The organism is Cellulomonas denverensis, from assembly GCF_012396125.1.
GTDB lineage: Bacteria > Actinomycetota > Actinomycetes > Actinomycetales > Cellulomonadaceae > Cellulomonas > Cellulomonas denverensis.
In genome coordinates, this window is the sequence record NZ_JAAXOX010000001.1 from 117905 (window position 1) to 133052 (window position 15148).

At 72.3% G+C, this 15148-nt stretch carries 14 protein-coding genes; 7 read left to right on the top strand and 7 right to left on the bottom strand.

Features of this window, described 5'->3' with window-relative positions; all coding sequences use genetic code 11:
- Positions 1–19 precede the first annotated feature (19 nt).
- Entirely contained in the window at positions 20–1105 is a 1086-nt protein-coding gene (gene ychF, locus HGA03_RS00545; protein ID WP_168628275.1) for a redox-regulated ATPase YchF, read from the bottom strand.
- Between the two features lie 82 nt (positions 1106–1187).
- Between ychF and HGA03_RS00550 the strand changes: the two genes are divergently transcribed.
- On the top strand, positions 1188–2645 hold the full coding sequence (locus HGA03_RS00550; protein WP_168628276.1) for a hypothetical protein: 1458 nt from the start codon (positions 1188–1190) through the stop codon (positions 2643–2645).
- 28 nt (positions 2646–2673) lie between these two features.
- Here HGA03_RS00550 and HGA03_RS00555 read toward each other — a convergent pair whose 3' ends face one another.
- Complete coding sequence (locus HGA03_RS00555) at positions 2674–4236, bottom strand: hypothetical protein (protein ID WP_168628277.1); 1563 nt, start codon at positions 4234–4236, stop codon at positions 2674–2676.
- Positions 4212–4979: an ABC transporter ATP-binding protein gene (locus HGA03_RS00560; RefSeq protein WP_168628278.1), complete on the bottom strand. Its 768-nt coding sequence runs from the start codon at positions 4977–4979 to the stop codon at positions 4212–4214. The genes HGA03_RS00555 and HGA03_RS00560 overlap by 25 nt, the downstream gene beginning before the upstream one ends.
- A gap of 51 nt (positions 4980–5030) precedes the next feature.
- Between HGA03_RS00560 and HGA03_RS00565 the strand changes: the two genes are divergently transcribed.
- Genes HGA03_RS00565 through HGA03_RS00585 form a run of 5 tightly spaced genes read left to right on the top strand, consistent with a single transcriptional unit; the run spans position 5031 to position 9264 of the window.
- The gene (locus tag HGA03_RS00565; RefSeq protein WP_168628279.1) at positions 5031–6314 is read left to right on the top strand and encodes a DNA recombination protein RmuC; all 1284 of its coding nucleotides are present in this window, start codon (positions 5031–5033) and stop codon (positions 6312–6314) included.
- 49 nt (positions 6315–6363) lie between these two features.
- Complete coding sequence (locus HGA03_RS00570) at positions 6364–6717, top strand: EF-Tu/IF-2/RF-3 family GTPase (protein ID WP_168628280.1); 354 nt, start codon at positions 6364–6366, stop codon at positions 6715–6717.
- Positions 6718–6756: 39 nt separating this feature from the next.
- Positions 6757–8049: an exodeoxyribonuclease VII large subunit gene (xseA, locus tag HGA03_RS00575; RefSeq protein ID WP_203767161.1), complete on the top strand. Its 1293-nt coding sequence runs from the start codon at positions 6757–6759 to the stop codon at positions 8047–8049.
- Entirely contained in the window at positions 8050–8301 is a 252-nt protein-coding gene (locus tag HGA03_RS00580; protein WP_168628282.1) for an exodeoxyribonuclease VII small subunit, read from the top strand.
- A 51-nt stretch (positions 8302–8352) separates the two neighbouring features.
- Positions 8353–9264 carry a carbohydrate kinase family protein gene (locus HGA03_RS00585; protein WP_168628283.1) on the top strand — a complete coding sequence of 304 codons (912 nt, stop codon included), beginning with the start codon at positions 8353–8355 and terminating at the stop codon, positions 9262–9264.
- 638 nt (positions 9265–9902) lie between these two features.
- Here HGA03_RS00585 and HGA03_RS00590 read toward each other — a convergent pair.
- Genes HGA03_RS00590 through HGA03_RS00605 form a run of 4 tightly spaced genes read right to left on the bottom strand, consistent with a single transcriptional unit; the run spans position 9903 to position 14348 of the window.
- Positions 9903–11216: an ABC transporter ATP-binding protein gene (locus HGA03_RS00590; RefSeq protein ID WP_168628284.1), complete on the bottom strand. Its 1314-nt coding sequence runs from the start codon at positions 11214–11216 to the stop codon at positions 9903–9905.
- A 26-nt stretch (positions 11217–11242) separates the two neighbouring features.
- A complete protein-coding gene (locus HGA03_RS00595; RefSeq protein ID WP_168628285.1) occupies positions 11243–12094 on the bottom strand; it encodes a carbohydrate ABC transporter permease in 852 nt (283 codons plus the stop codon).
- Entirely contained in the window at positions 12094–13062 is a 969-nt protein-coding gene (locus HGA03_RS00600) for a carbohydrate ABC transporter permease (RefSeq protein WP_168628286.1), read from the bottom strand. The genes HGA03_RS00595 and HGA03_RS00600 overlap by 1 nt, the downstream gene beginning before the upstream one ends.
- A complete protein-coding gene (locus HGA03_RS00605) occupies positions 13059–14348 on the bottom strand; it encodes a sugar ABC transporter substrate-binding protein (RefSeq protein WP_168628287.1) in 1290 nt (429 codons plus the stop codon). The genes HGA03_RS00600 and HGA03_RS00605 overlap by 4 nt, the downstream gene beginning before the upstream one ends.
- Before the next feature lie 130 nt (positions 14349–14478).
- On the opposite strand from HGA03_RS00605, the gene HGA03_RS00610 reads away from it, so the two are divergent.
- Positions 14479–15132: a carbonic anhydrase gene (locus HGA03_RS00610; RefSeq protein ID WP_168628288.1), complete on the top strand. Its 654-nt coding sequence runs from the start codon at positions 14479–14481 to the stop codon at positions 15130–15132.
- The last annotated feature ends 16 nt before the right edge of the window (positions 15133–15148 follow it).

Below are 15148 nucleotides of genomic sequence, written 5' to 3' on the forward strand. Positions count from 1 at the left end.
TTGAGCGGCTTTGGCGAAATTATACGTTGAAGCGGAACTCCACCACGTCGCCGTCGGCCATCACGTAGTCCTTGCCCTCGATCCGCGCCTTGCCCGCGGCGCGCGCGGCGGCGACCGACCCGGCCTCGACCAGGTCGTCGAAGGAGATCACCTCGGCCTTGATGAAGCCCTTCTGGAAGTCGGTGTGGATGACACCGGCCGCCTGGGGGGCGGTCCAGCCCTGGTGGATGGTCCAGGCGCGGGACTCCTTGGGGCCGGCGGTGAGGTAGGTCTGCAGGCCGAGGGTGTGGAAGCCGACCCGGGCGAGCTGGTCCAGGCCGGACTCTTCCTGACCGTTCTCGGCGAGCATCTCCCGGGCCTCGTCCTCCTCCAGCTCGACCAGCTCGGACTCGAACTTGGCGTCCAGGAAGATGGCGTCGGCGGGGGCGACGAGGGCGCGCAGCTCGTCCTGCATGGCGGTGTCGGCCAGGCCGGCGTCGTCGGTGTTGAAGACGTAGATGAACGGCTTGGCGGTCATCAGCTGCAGGTGGGCGATCTCGGCCAGGTCGAGCCCGGCGGCCTTGGCACCCTGGAACAGGGTGGTGCCGGACTCGAGCACCTGCTGGGCGGCCTTGGCGGCGGCGAGGTCGGCGGGGTCGGCCTTCTTGCCGCGGACCTCCTTCTCCAGCCGCGGGATCGCCTTCTCCAGGGTCTGCAGGTCGGCCAGCACCAGCTCGGTGGCGACGGTCTCGATGTCGTCCTTGGGGTCGACCTTGCCGTTGACGTGCACGACGTCGGGGTCGGCGAAGGCACGGGTCACCTGGCAGATCGCGTCGGCCTCACGGATGTTGGCCAGGAACTGGTTGCCCAGCCCCTCGCCCTCGCTGGCGCCCTTGACGATGCCGGCGATGTCGACGAACGACACGGTCGCGGGCAGGATCTTCTGGCTGCCGAAGATCTCCGCGAGGGTGTGCAGCCGCGGGTCGGGCAGCGGGACCACGCCGACGTTGGGCTCGATGGTGGCGAACGGGTAGTTCGCCGCCAGGACCTGCGCGCGGGTCAGGGCGTTGAAGAGGGTGGACTTGCCGACGTTGGGCAGGCCGACGATGCCGATGGTGAGTGCCACGGAAGGTCATCCTACGGGGAGCGGCCCCTGCGCGGTGCGGTCCCACCGTAGGTCCCAGGAGCCCGCTGGTATTCTGGGGATGATGTCGATAACGGTTGTAGGAATCGTCACCGTCGCCGCGCTGGCCGCGGTCCTCCTCACCGCGCCCCGGCACCTGGTGTGGTTGCTGGCGGCGTCCGCACCGTTCATGCGCACCGCGGCCGTCTCGATCAGCGGGAACGGCGTGCCGCCGTTCTACCTGGTCGCGCTGGTGGCGAGCACGATCGCGTTCGTCACCTGGGCCCGGGGGTGGCACACCCGGGTGACCGCGCTGCGCATCCTCGGCTGGTTCGTGGCCTGGTCACTGCTGGTCACCGCGGTGTCGCCCGTGGTCTTCGCCGGGGTGCCGGTGCTCGACCCGCGGGGCGGGATCGACGAGCAGGTCCTCGACCCGACGCCGCTCGCCTTCTCGATCTCGGTCGTGGCCCAGGCGGGCTACCTCGTGCTCGCCGCCGGTGTGGTGCTGTACCTCGCGCAGCGCCGCACGCTGAGCAGCGGCCTCCTGACGCCGGCGATCACCCTCGGCACCGTCCTATCAGCGATCCGGCTGCTGCCGGGCACCGCGTTCATGGACGGCATCTTCCGCTCCTACGGGGCGGGCGAGTTCAACCTGTACGACACCCGGCACTACGGCATCTTCTTCGAGCCGTCGTATCTGGCCACCTTCTCGATCGGCGCGCTGGCCTACTGCGCGTACCGGGTCCAGGTGGTCCGCGGCTGGCGACGGTTCGGGATCGCCACCGTCGGCCTGCTCGCGGCGGTGAATCTCCTGTACAGCGGCACCGGTACGGGCGCCGCGTCCGTCGTGATCCTGGTGGGCATCGCCGTCTGCTTCTACGGGTTCCGGTTCCTGTTCAGGGGGGCGCGACTGCACCCACTGGCGGCGCTCGTCCCGATCCTGCTCGCGATCGTGCTCGTCGTCCCGAACCCGGTCCGCGACAGCCTGTCCGGGACCATCGGCGGCAAGCTGGTCACCGACTCGTACACCGCACGCACCGCGTCGAACTGGATGTCGATCGACATCATGTGGAACACCTGGACGCTCGGGTCCGGGCTCGGCACGTCGCGACCGTCGTCCTTCGCCGCGCTGGTGGTCAGCACCACCGGACTGCTCGGCACGGTGCTCCTGGCCGTGTTCCTCGGGAAGGTGATCATCGGTGCGTCCCGGCGTCCCGAGTGGAAGCCGGTCGCGATGGGCCTGCTGGGCCTGATCGTCGCGAAGGTCGTCGCCGAACCGGATCTGTCCGTGCCGCTGCTGTGGCTGGCGGTGGGCGCCTGCGCCTACGCGATGAAGCCCTCCCCGGAGGATCCCGAGGAGTCCGCCCTGGCAGTGGGCGCAGCGGCGCTCCCCGTGACCCCGCGCCCGGCGGGTGCCCGCCGCAACCGCCACCACCAGGTGGGCCGGCCCCGACTCGAGCACACCCCGGCCGCGGTCCGCACCGACCGGATGCGTGACGAGGCCCGCTCCCGAGCGGATCTGGCGGGTACGACGGCGCGCTGACCCCTCAGGGCCGCCCCCGGTGCAGAGGTCAGGCGAACGAGCGGATCGACGCCAGCAGCTCCGGGGCCCGCCGGTCGTACAGCCGGCCGCCGACCCGCACGCCCACGATCAGCGCCGCCGCGCCGGTGCCGAGGCCGACCACCGGGGTCAGCACCTGGAACAGCGGGTGCCCGGTGACGATCGCGGCGATGCCCAGGGCGATCGTCGGCGAGCAGACGGCGAGCAGCAGCAGCATGCCCAGCGACTGGGTGAGCGTCACCGCGAGCGAGGAGCCCTGCGGGGTGGAGAACGGGTTGTCCCCGGGTTTGGGCACCGGGAACACGACCCGGGCGGAGTAGATCGAGGACGCCCCGACGCCGACCGCCAGCACCCCCAGCGACATACCGAGCACCGGGGCGGCGTCCGCCCAGCGGCCGGAGACGCCGAGCACGAGCAGGTCGATGGCCAGCACCACCACGCCGCCGACGATCATCCCGGCCAGGGCACGTCCGGCCCGGTCCACCCGGCCGTCCACCGGCGCGGCGACATGGGTCCAGAACGCGGTGTCGTCGTAGGAGATGTCCGCGGACTGCGACCAGCCCATGATGAACGCCACCATGGCGCCGGCGCCGAGCAGCGGGCCGCTGCTGCCCAGGAACCACAGCAACAGGACGGTCACCGGCACCACGGCCACCGCGGCGGCGTACCGAGGGTCACGCAGCCAATAGGTGAGGCTGCGCGCGGCCACCGCACCCGTCGGGGTCGCCGGGAACCGGTCGAAGAAGCCCAGGCCCACACTGCGCGCCACCCGGCCGGTGCCGCCGGGCGAACGCACCAGGGCCGCCGACAGCGCCCGGTCCCAGACGCCGACCAGGACCACGAGCGTCGCCCCGCAGACCGCCAGCTTGCCGAGGGCGGCGAGCCAGGCACCGGCCTGGACGTCGGCACCCAGCGCCCACGGTGCCCCGAGCGGGGTCCAGCCGGCGACGATCCCGATCTCGGGCAGTGCACCGGCGACCGTCTGCAGTCCGGCGGTCGCGCCGAGCAGGATCGGGCCGAGCAGGAGCAGCGGGACGATCGCCAGCGCGGCGGCGACCTCGCGGAACCGGCGCCCGCCGACCAGCGGCGCCAGCATCGTGGTCAGTGCCCGGGAGCCGATCACGCAGATCGCCACCCCCAGTGCGCCGCCCAGCACACCGGCGACCAGCGCAACGGGATACCGCCACCAGGCCAGCGCCGACGCGGCGCCGAGCACCACGGTCGCGGCGCCGGGCACACCGACCAGGCCGGCGAGCGACAGTCCGGTCAGCAGGTGCCGGCGACGCAGGGCGAACACCACGAACCGCTCGGGATCGAGGGTGCTGTCCACCCCGAAGGCGACCAGCGGCAGCAGCCACCAGCCCGCGACCAGCAGCACCCCGCCGAGCACCACCACCGAGCGGGTCAGCTCCGGGTCGTCGTGCACACCGAGCGCGATCAGCCCCACCACCGCGAGCGCCAGCAGGAACAGCGCGTAGAGCACGGACAGCAGGAACGCGACCAGCTTCCAGCCGCTGCGCGTCAGGCCGTTCCGCAGCAGGGTCAGCTTCAGTCGGACGAGGTGCGCAACCACGTCAGGGCCCCCTCCGTGCGGCGGCCGCCGACCAGCTCGACGAACCGGTCCTCGAGCGAGGCGTCGCCGCGCACCTGGTCGACGGTGCCCTGCGCGAGGACGTGGCCCGCGGCGATCACCGCGACGCGGTCGCACATCCGCTGCACCAGGTCCATCACGTGCGAGGAGACGACCACGGTGCCGCCGCCCGCCGCATAGGCCGCGAGGATGTCCCGGATGTTCGCGGCGGACACCGGGTCGACCGCCTCGAAAGGCTCGTCCAGCACCAGCACCCGCGGGGCGTGCACCAGGGCGCAGGCCAGGCCGATCTTCTTGGTCATCCCCGCCGAATAGTCGACCACCAGGGTGTCCGCGTCGGCGGTGAGGTCGAAGGTGCGCAGCAGGTCGGCGGTGCGATCGCGCACGGTGTCCCGGTCCAGGCCGCGCAGCAGCCCCGCGTAGGTGATCAGCTGTGCGCCGGTGAGCCGGTCGAACAGCCGCACGCCGTCGGGCAGCACGCCGATCCCGGCCTTGACCACCGGCGGGTCCGCCCACAGGTCCTGCCCGCGCACCAGCACCCGCCCGGCATCCGGCCGCAGCAGGCCGGTCGCCATCGACAGGGTGGTGGTCTTGCCGGCGCCGTTCGGTCCGACCAGGCCGTAGAACGAGCCGGCGGGGACCGCCAGGTCGATGCCCGCCACGGCGGTCTTCGCGCCGAAGGTCTTCCACAGTCCCTGGAGGGACAGCGCGGGCTCCGGCTCCATCGGCCCAGCATAGGGGCGGGCGTGTCGGTGGCGACTGGCAATCTTCCGGTCATGGACACCGGACTCGTGCTCGCACTCGCCGGGGCGCTCCTCGTGGGGCTCGCCCTCGGCTGGCTCCTGGCCGCCGGACGCTCCGCCGCGCGGCTGCGCCGGGCCGAGGTGGAGGCCGCCCGGTGGCGCGCGGTGGCGGAGACCGCGCGGCCGGACGACGGCGAGCGATTCCGGGCACTGGCCGCCGACGCGCTGAACCAGAGCTCGGAGCAGTTCCTGGCCCTGGCGCACCAGTCGCTGGCCGCCCGGCACCAGGAGCAGTCCGGGGAACTGGCACAACGGGAGCAGGCGGTCCGGGCGATGGTGGACCCGATGGCCCGGACGCTGGACGCGGTGCGCGCGGAGCTGCGGGCGGCCGAGCAGGCGCGGGCCGAGGGCAGCGCGGCGATCGGGGAGCAGGTCCGGCTGATGCGGATCGAGGCCACCGAGCTGCGCGAGCAGACCACCCGGCTGGCCACCTCGCTGCGTGCCTCACAGGTGCGCGGGCGCTGGGGCGAGGTGCAGCTGCGGCGGGTGGTGGAGGCCGCGGGGATGCTGCCGCACGTCGACTTCGTCGAGCAGGAGCAGGTGCGGACCGACGACGGCGCGCTGCGACCGGACCTGGTGGTGCACCTGGCCGGTGGCAAGCGGATCGTGGTGGACGCGAAGGTGGCGTTCCTCGGCTTCCTGGAGGCGGTGGAGGCGACCGACCCGGCCGAGCGCGACCGGCGGATGGCCGCCCATGCGACCCAGCTGCGGCGGCACATCGACCAGCTGGCGGCCAAGCGGTACTGGGACCAGTTCGGGCCGGCACCGGAGTTCGTGGTGATGTTCGTGCCGGCTGAGGCGTTCCTGCACGCGGCGCTGGACCAGGACCCGGGGATCGTGGAGCGGGCCTTCGAGCAGGGTGTGGTGATCGCGACGCCGATGACGCTGCTCGCCCTGCTCCGGACGGTGGCCTACGCCTGGAAGCAGGACGCGCTGGCGGACAACGCGCAGGCGGTGCTGGATCTGGGCAAGGAGCTGCACGGGCGGATCGCGACCTTCGGCGGGCACCTGGGCAAGGTCGGCCGGAGCCTGGACGCGGCGGCGACCGCCTACAACCAGGCGGTGGCCTCGCTGGAATCCCGGGTGCTGGTGAGCGCCCGGCGGTTCAGCGATCTGCGGGTGGTGGACCACGGCCTGGACACCCCACCGAGCGTGGACCGGCGGCTGTCGGTGGTGTCGGCACCGGAGCTGGTCGCCGGGGAACAGGTAGGGCAACTGGAGACCACGCCTGGCCCGGACGAGGCACTGGGCCGCTGACCGGCGCACGGACCCGGCCGCGGCGCAGCGCTCGCTAGGCTGCCCGGCCATGGGTCTGTTCAGCCGCCGCACCGTCGACCTCCAGCCGCAGCAGCCGTTCACCTTCGTGGTGGAGGACCTGTTCACGATCACCGCGGTGGGGCACGTGCTCACCGGGCGGGTGACGTCGGGGGTGATGACCCGGGGCCAGTCGGCCGAGCTGCGGCTGCCCGGTGGTGCCCGGCCGGTCACGATCCGGCGGATCGAGTCCCGGCGGCGCAAGCAGGAGCAGGTGCTCGCCGGCGCGGAGGCCGGGGTGGTCCTGGACGGCTTCGGCTCCGACGACGTCCCCACCAAGCCCGGCGGCGACCACCGGGTGATCGACTCCGCGGCGCTGCGCGGGGTGGAGCTGATCGGGCACTGAGTGCAGGACCGTGTCGTCCCCGCATGGCAAGGTGAGCGGGTGTCCTCCCCCAGCAACGACGCACCCGCCGCGCTGCCGGCCCGTGCCCTCGACACCACCGCCGAGCAGCCGTGGCCGGTCCGGCTGCTGTCCGCGAAGATCGCCGACTACGTGGCGAAGATGTCCCCGTTGTGGGTCGAGGGGCAGATCGTCCAGCTCAACCGCCGCCCCGGCGCCGGGATCGCCTTCCTGACCCTGCGCGACACCGATGTGGACATGTCGCTGCCGGTGTCGATGCCCGCCGGGGTGCTGGCCGCCGCGACCACCCCGCTGACCGAGGGCGCCCACGTGGTGGTGCACGCCAAGCCGACGTTCTGGACCAAGCGCGGCACCCTCCAGCTCAGCGCGGACGCGGTGCGGGCGGTGGGGGTCGGCGAGCTGCTGGCCCGGATCGAGCACCTCAAGCGGGTGCTGGCCGCCGAGGGCCTGTTCGATGCCGAGCGCAAGGTCGCCCTGCCGTTCCTGCCCCGGGTGATCGGGCTGGTCTGCGGCCGGGAGTCCAAGGCGGAGCACGACGTGGTGGTGAACGCCCGGGCCCGCTGGCCGCAGGTGGAGTTCGAGATCCGCGAGGTGGCCGTGCAGGGTGCCAACGCGGTGCCGCAGGTGTCCCGGGCGATCGCCGAGCTGGACGCCGACCCCCGGGTCGAGGTGATCGTGGTCGCCCGCGGCGGTGGTGCGGTGGAGGATCTGCTGCCGTTCAGCAACGAGGCGCTGGTCCGGGCGGCCGCCGCCTGCCGCACCCCGCTGGTGTCGGCGATCGGGCACGAGACCGACAGCCCACTGCTGGACCTGGTCGCCGACTACCGCGCGTCCACCCCCACCGACGCGGCCAAGCGGATCGTGCCGGACGTTGGCGAGGAGCGGGCCCGGGTCGGTCAGGCCCGCCACCGGATCCGCGCGGCGATCGAGCACCGGATCCGCCGGGAGACCGACGGCCTGGCCCAGCTCCGGTCCCGTCCGGTGCTGGCCCGGCCGCAGACCATGATCGACGACCGCACCGCCGAGCTGCACCGGATGCGCGACTCCGCCCGCCGCTGCCTGGACCACTCACTGACCAGCGCGAGCCACCAGGTGACCGCACTGGCCGCCCAGGTCCGGGCGCTGTCCCCCGCCGCCACCCTGGAACGCGGCTACGCCGTGGTGCAGACCTCGGACGGCACCGTGGTGCGCGACGCCACCTCGGTCGCCGCCAAGGACAGCCTGCGGATCCGGGTGGCCCAGGGCGAACTGATGGCCACCGTGCTGGCGGTTGCTCCGGCGAAGCGTCGCCCCGCGTCCCCGGAGGTTGGTTAGATGGACACCGTGAGCGAGCGCACCGACGTGGCAGAGCTGTCCTACGAGCAGGCCCGGGACGAGCTGGTCGCCGTGGTCTCCCGGCTGGAGGCCGGTGGCGCCGGACTGGAGGAGTCCCTGGCGCTCTGGGAGCGAGGCGAGGCGCTGGCGGCCCGGTGCCAGGAGTGGCTGGACGGTGCCCGCAAGCGACTGGATGCGGCGCGCGAGGCCGACGGCGACGGGCCGGAACGGTCGGGGCCGGCCGGCGACTGACCGGACGACCCCCTGCTCCCACCCGGCAACGACGCTGATTTGGAGAACCCCGTGACCGACACCGCCCTGATCGTCGGCGAAGCCCTCGTCGACGCCGTCGTCCGCCCGGACGGCACCCGTAGCGAACACCCCGGCGGCAGCCCCGCGAACGTCGCCCTCGGCCTGGCGCGGCTCGGCCGGGACGCCGCGCTGCTGACCTGGCTGGCCGACGACGAGCGTGGTGACCTGGTCCGCGCCCACCTGGCCGACTCCGGTGTCCGGGTGCTGGCCGGTGACGGCGGCCCGGAGCGCACCCCGCTGGCCACCGCCCACCTGGACGCCGACGGCTCGGCGAGCTACGACTTCGACCTGACCTGGGACCTGCCGGCGGTGGACGTCGGCCGCCCGGTGGTGGTGCACACCGGCTCGATCGGGGCCGTGCTGGAGCCTGGCGGGGCGAAGGTCGCCGCGCTGCTGGCCGAGCACCGGGACACCGCCACGATCAGCTACGACCCGAACCTGCGCCCGGCACTGATGGACACCGCCGAGCGGACGCTGCCGCTGGTCGAGCACCTGATCGCCCTGTCCGACGTGGTCAAGGTGTCCGATGAGGACCTGGCCTGGCTGCACCCCGGGGTGCCGGTGGAGGAGATCGCCCGCGACTGGGCCCGCCGCGGTCCCGGCCTGGTGGTGGTGACCCTCGGTGGCGAGGGTGCGCTGGCGGTGACCGCCGGTGGCGAGGAACTGGCCGTGACCGCGCCACGGGTGACCGTGGCGGACACCGTCGGGGCCGGGGACTCGTTCATGTCCGGGCTGATCGACGGCCTGTGGTCCGCCGGGCTGGTCGGCGCCGACCGCCGGGAGGCCCTGCAGGCGATCGAGCTGGACACCGTGCAGGACGTGCTGGTCCGCTGCGTCCGGATCGCCGCGATCACGGTCTCCCGCACCGGAGCCAACCCGCCCACCGCCGCCGAGCTGGACTGACCCCCGGGCGCCCGGCGCGCGGCGAGTTCGTGGCATCCGCGCCGAGTTCGTGAGCCCCGCAGACGACGTCGGCGCCGGACCCCCGCACTCGACTGCCGAGCGTCGGCCGGGCGCCCCGCCCCGCACACCTGGGCGCCGCCCGCCCGCCTGTCCCCGGCTGGGCCCTCCGAGCCGTCCGCGCGCGCCCCCGGCGCCTGACCCTGGCGCGCCTGACCCTGGCGCAGCTGACCCTGACGCGCACAACCGCGCCGCCGGTCCCCGTCTCGCCGAGAGTGCACGAATGCACGCCTCCCGCCCGCTGAGGCGTGCATTCGTGCACTCTCGACGCGGAGCAGTGTCCGGGGGGCGCGGCGTGGTCGGTGGAGCAAGGCCCGGGGCCGGGCGTGGGCGGTGGAGCAAGGCCCGGGGCCGGGCATGGTCGGTGGAGCAGCGCGGGACTCGGCGGCTCCCGGGGCTCGGGCTGCGGCGGGCGAGTTCGTGGCATCCGCGCCGAGTTCGTGAGCCCCGCAGACGACGTCGGCGCCGGACCCCCACACGCGGCTGCCGAGCGCCGGCTGCCGAGCGCCGACCGGGCCCCCGCACACCTGGGCGCCGCCCGCCCCAGCACGGGGTGGGCGGCGCCCGGGTGACGTCCGGTGTCAGGACGCCTGACGATGCCGCCCGGTCGGCTGCCCCCCTGCCACCTCCGACCCATCGCCCTGCTTCTGCTCCGCCTCACGGTGGGCGCGTTCGAGCGCTGCGCGGCGGTCCTCCTCGGTCTCGCCGTCGATCCGCGAAGCCTCGGAGTCGTCGTAGGTGAGGTTCTCCCCGGACTCCGGGTCGAAGATCATCAGGCGGCGCGGGTCGAACCAGAGCTCGGCCTGCGACCCGTCCCGGACCCGGCTCTCCGAGCCCAGGGCGACCACCATCTGGGTGCGCATCCCCTCGCCGTCCAGGTCGCGGTCCAGCTCCTCCAGCTTCTGGGCGACGTCGTCGTGGGTCTCGAACGGGATGTAGGCGTACAGCTCGGCGCCCAGCCACTCGACCACGTCCACCTCGGCGGTGAACACCGCGCCGGAGTCGCGCTTGGCGTCGTCCAGCACTCTGGCATCCTCGACGTGCTCGGGGCGCAGACCGACGATCACCAGGTTCCGGTCGCCGATCGCCGTGCGCAGCCGGTCGTCGATCGGCACCTCGCCGAACGGCAGGGTCAGGCGGTCGCCCTCGATCTGCCCGGGCAGGAAGTTCATCGGCGGCGACCCGATGAACCCGGCGACGAACAGGTTGCGCGGCTGCTCGTACAGTGCCCGCGGGCTGGCGACCTGCTGGAGTTCACCCTTGCGCAGCACCGCGACCCGGTCGCCCAGGGTCATCGCCTCGGTCTGGTCGTGGGTGACGTAGACCGTGGTGGTGCCCAGCCGGCGCTGCATCCGGGCGATCTCGGTGCGCATCTGGCCGCGCAGCTTGGCGTCCAGGTTGGACAGCGGCTCGTCGAACAGGAAGGCCCGCGCGTCCCGGACGATCGCCCGGCCCATCGCCACCCGCTGCCGCTGCCCACCGGAGAGGTTGGCCGGCTTGCGGTCCAGGTGCTCGCGCAGCTCCAGGGTGTCGGCGGCGAACTCCACCTGCTCCTTGATCTGCTCCTCGGTGAACTGCCCCTTCTGCAGCCGCAGCGGGAACGCGATGTTCTCGAACACGGTCAGGTGCGGGTACAGCGCGTAGTTCTGGAACACCATCGCCAGGTGCCGGTCGCGCGGCGCCCGGTCGTTGACCACCTCGTCGCCGATCTTGAGTTCGCCGGAGGTGATGTCCTCCAGGCCGACGATCATCCGCAGCAGGGTCGACTTCCCGCAGCCGGACGGGCCGACCAGGATGACGAACTCGCCGTCCTTGATGTCCAGGCTGACGCCGTTCACCGCCGGGTAGCCGTCGCCGTACTTCTTGACGATGTCGGTGAGGGTGATGGATGCCATGTGGATTCTCCTTCCGCGGCGGGGCGTCAGCCCTTGACCGCGCCCTGGGTCAGCCCGGACACGATCTGGCGCTGGAAGAGCAGCACCAGGATGACGACGGGGATGGTCACGACCACGGCGGCCGCGGAGATCGCGCCGGTCGGGTCCTCGAACTGGGAGGCGCCGGAGAAGAACGCCAGCGCGGCGGGCACCGGCCGGGCGGCCTCGGTGGAGGTCAGCGAGATGCCGTAGACGAAGTCGTTCCAGGCGATGAAGAACGCGATCAGCGCGGTGGTGAACACCCCGGGGGCGGCCAGCGGGACGATCGCCTTGCGGAACGCCTGCCAGGTGGTCGCCCCGTCGACCTGCGCCGCCTGCTCCAGCTCCCACGGGATCTGCCGGAAGAACGCGGTCAGGGTCCAGATCGAGATCGGCAGCGTGAGGGACAGATACGGGATGACCAGTCCGGCCCAGGTGTCGTATAGCCCGATCGTCCGCCACAGGTTGAACAGCGGGGTCACGATCGAGATCACCGGGAAGATCGACACCCCGAGCGCGGTGGTCAGGATCAGCTTGCGGCCGGGGAACTCCAGCCGGGCGATCGCGTAGGCGGCCAGCGTGGACAGGATCACCGAGATCAGCGTGGCGATCAGGGAGATGCCGACCGAGTTGCGCAGCGCGGACAGGAACAGGTCCTGCGCGGAGCCGTCCGGGCCGAGGATCTGCTCGTAGTTGGTCAGCGTCCAGGTGGTCGGCAGGAAGTTGCCGGTGTTCAGGTCGCTGGGCAGCTTGAACGAGGTGGCCAGGATCGACACCACCGGGAACAGCGCGTACACCAGCACGCCCACGGTGATCGCCGCCCAGGCGACCTTCTGCTTGCCGCTCAGTGCGCCGCCCATCAGCGCTCCCCTCTCGCACCCGCGAGGTCCACCTTGAAGACCTTGATCGCGATGAAGCAGATGATGATCACGCAGACGAACAGCAGCACCGAGATCGCCGACCCCAGGCCGATCTCCAACCGGCCGATCGAGGTCCGGTAGGCGAGCAGCGACAGCACCTCGGTGTTGTTGGCGCCGTTCGTCATGATGAAGACGTTGTCGAAGATCCGGAACGCGTCCAGCGCCCGGAACAGCACCGCGACCATGATCGCGGCCTTCATGTTCGGCAGCACGACCCGCTTCATCCGCTGCCACGAGGTGGCGCCGTCCACCTGTGCCGCCTCCTCCAGGTCACCGGGCACCTGCGCCAGGCCGGCCAGCAGCAGCAGCGAGATGAACGGGGTGGTCTTCCACACCTCGGAGGCGATGATCACGAACAGGCTGGTCCCCATGTGCGCGAACCAGTTCAGGTCCTGGTCGATGCCCGGCAGCCAGCTGAACCAGCTGTTCACGTACCCGGAGTCGATGCTGAAGGCGTAGAACCAGGCGAAGGCGGAGACCACGGTGATGATGCCGTAGGGCACCAGGATCGCGGTGCGCAGCAGACCCCGCAGCCGCTTGACCGCCCGGTGCATCACCAGCGCCAGCGCGAAGCCGAGCACGACCTCGATCACCACCGTGATCACCATGATCCCGGTGGTCACCGCCAGCGACTTCCAGAACAGCGAGTCGGTCAGGATCACGCCGTAGTTGCCCAGCCCGATGAACGCCCGGTCGCCCGGGGCGGTCAGCCGGTTGCGGAACAGCGACTCGTAGACCGCCTGCAGGATCGGGTAGGCGGTGACGGCAAGCATCACCACGAACGCCGGTCCGGCCAGCAGCCAGCCCAGCCGCGCCTCGGCCCGGGCCCGGTCGGACTTGCGCGGCTTGCCGGCCTTGGCCCGGTCGGGCCGGGACGGTGGGGCCGTCGTCGTCGATGTGGTGGTCACAGCAGCCGCTCCCCTCGCAGCACGGCGATGATGAAGTCGGTGGAGGTCTCCGGCGTGGTGTCCGGGTTCACCGACGCCGGCGGATGCCAGGTCTCCTGCAGTCCCTGGGAGACCTCGTTGTAGTACGGGGTCTGCGGCCGGGGAGCCGCCTGCTCCAGCGACTGGCGGATCTGGTCCGCCATCGGGAAGGTGTCCTGCACCTCGGGGTCGTCGTAGGCAGTGGTGTTGGCCGGCGGGTTGCCGTTGGTGACGAAGTAGGCCGCCTGGTTCTCCGGCTGCACGATGCACTCGGCCGCCTGGTAGGCCAGGTCGGGGTGCTTGCTGAACGCGCCGACGCCGAGGTTGATCCCACCGTAGGGCGGTGCCGCGTCCTCGCCCTCGTTGACCTGCGGGTAGATCGCCCAGCCCACGTCGTCCAGCACCGCCTGGTCCAGCGTGCCGTCCTCGACCGCGGCCTGCATCGCCGGCCAGACGAACGGCCAGTTGACCATGAACGAGCCGGAGTCACCCTGGAACCGGGACAGCGAGGCGTTCTCGTCCTGGGTCGGCAGGCCCGGGCCGCCGAGCCCGTCGCGGCCGATCTCGCCGATGATCCGGGCCGCCTCCCGTCCGGCGTCCGACTCCAGGCCCAGCTTCATGTCCTCGGCGTCCGCCTCCGGCGTCTCGACGATCTGCCCGCCGGCGGACTCGACCAGCGCGTTGATCCAGACCGTGTACGCCTCGGCCTTGATGCCCTGCACCCCGAGGATCTTGTCCTGGTCGCGGGCGGCGTCCATCACCTGGTCCCAGGTGACCGGCTGGGACATGTCCAGCCCGGCCGCCTCGGCCACCGAGGTGCGGTACCAGAGCAGCTGGGTGTTCGCCCAGAACGGGACGGTCACCAGTTCCCCGTCCCAGCTCGCACCGGCCAGCGCACCCTGGGCGACGTCCTGGCTGACCCGCTCGGCGACGTCGTCCGGCACCGGCGCCAGGAAACCGGCGTTGGCCAGCTCGGGGATGAACGGGGGATCCAGGCTCATCAGGTCGATCGAGGAGTCCGACGCCGCCAGCCGCCGGGCCAGTTGCTCGCGTTGCGAACTCGCCTCCCGGGGCAGCACGGAGACCTCGATCCGGTAGGCGCCGTCGGACGCCTCCGTGCACTGGCGCGCCAGGTCCGCCTGTCCCCCGGCATCGGGGTTGGTGTACCAGGTCAGTACCGGCGTGTCGTCGGAGGGGGCACAGGCGGCCAGCGTTGCCGCCAGCACCAGCCCCGTTGCCGCGGCGATCGACTTCGACCGTCTCTGCACCGTTCACCTGCCTCGTCGTCCGGATGTGCGGCGCATTCGCCTGGGACCAGTGCTACCCCGTGCGGTTGCTGTGTGCCACCGGAGCGACCCTGCGACCGGAGCATTCGGTGGATGGTGGGACGATGGGCCTATGTCGCAGCTGACCCCGACCCAGGCCTGGACCGCGCTCCGTGAGGGCAACGACCGCTTCGTCCGCGGGGAGATGGAGCACCCCTCCCAGGGCATCGACCGGCGCGCGGAGGTGGTCGCCTCCCAGCACCCGTTCGCGGTGCTGTTCGGCTGCTCGGACTCCCGGGTGGCCTCGGAGATCATCTTCGACCAGGGTCTGGGCGACCTGTTCGTGGTCCGCACCGCCGGGCACGTGCTGGACACCACCGTGATCGGCTCGATCGAGTACGGCGTGGAGGTGCTCGGCGCCCCGCTGGTGGTCGTCCTCGGCCACGAGTCCTGCGGGGCGGTGGCCGCCGCGACCGCGGCCCTGACCACCGGCGAGCAGGCCCGCGGCTTCGTCCGGGCGGTGGTGGACCGGGTGATCCCGTCCATCGTCTCGCTGGCGCACGACCCGAACGGCGGGCAGACCGACCTGACCAAGGTGTCCGCCGCCGAGCTGGGCCACGAGCACGTCCGGCACACCGTGGACATGCTGCGCGGCTACTCGGTGTCGCTGGCCGAGGCGATCGACCAGGGCCGGGTGGCCGTCGTCGGCGTGGAGTACACCCTGACCGACGGGGTCGCGCATCTCACCTCCGCGATCGGTGACGTCGGCGAGACCCCGGAGTCCTGATCGGATGGCAGGATGG

Bases quoted from the DNA above. Each gene is read 5' to 3' on its own strand.
- HGA03_RS00550 (WP_168628276.1), top strand. From the start codon at position 1,188: ATGTCGATAACGGTTGTAGGAATCGTCACCGTCGCCGCGCTGGCCGCG.
- HGA03_RS00570 (WP_168628280.1), top strand. From the start codon at position 6,364: ATGGGTCTGTTCAGCCGCCGCACCGTCGACCTCCAGCCGCAGCAGCCG.
- HGA03_RS00580 (WP_168628282.1), top strand. From the start codon at position 8,050: ATGGACACCGTGAGCGAGCGCACCGACGTGGCAGAGCTGTCCTACGAG.
- HGA03_RS00610 (WP_168628288.1), top strand. From the start codon at position 14,479: ATGTCGCAGCTGACCCCGACCCAGGCCTGGACCGCGCTCCGTGAGGGC.
- HGA03_RS00595 (WP_168628285.1), bottom strand. From the start codon at position 12,094: ATGGGCGGCGCACTGAGCGGCAAGCAGAAGGTCGCCTGGGCGGCGATC.
- HGA03_RS00560 (WP_168628278.1), bottom strand. From the start codon at position 4,979: ATGGAGCCGGAGCCCGCGCTGTCCCTCCAGGGACTGTGGAAGACCTTC.
- HGA03_RS00590 (WP_168628284.1), bottom strand. From the start codon at position 11,216: ATGGCATCCATCACCCTCACCGACATCGTCAAGAAGTACGGCGACGGC.
- HGA03_RS00565 (WP_168628279.1), top strand. From the start codon at position 5,031: ATGGACACCGGACTCGTGCTCGCACTCGCCGGGGCGCTCCTCGTGGGG.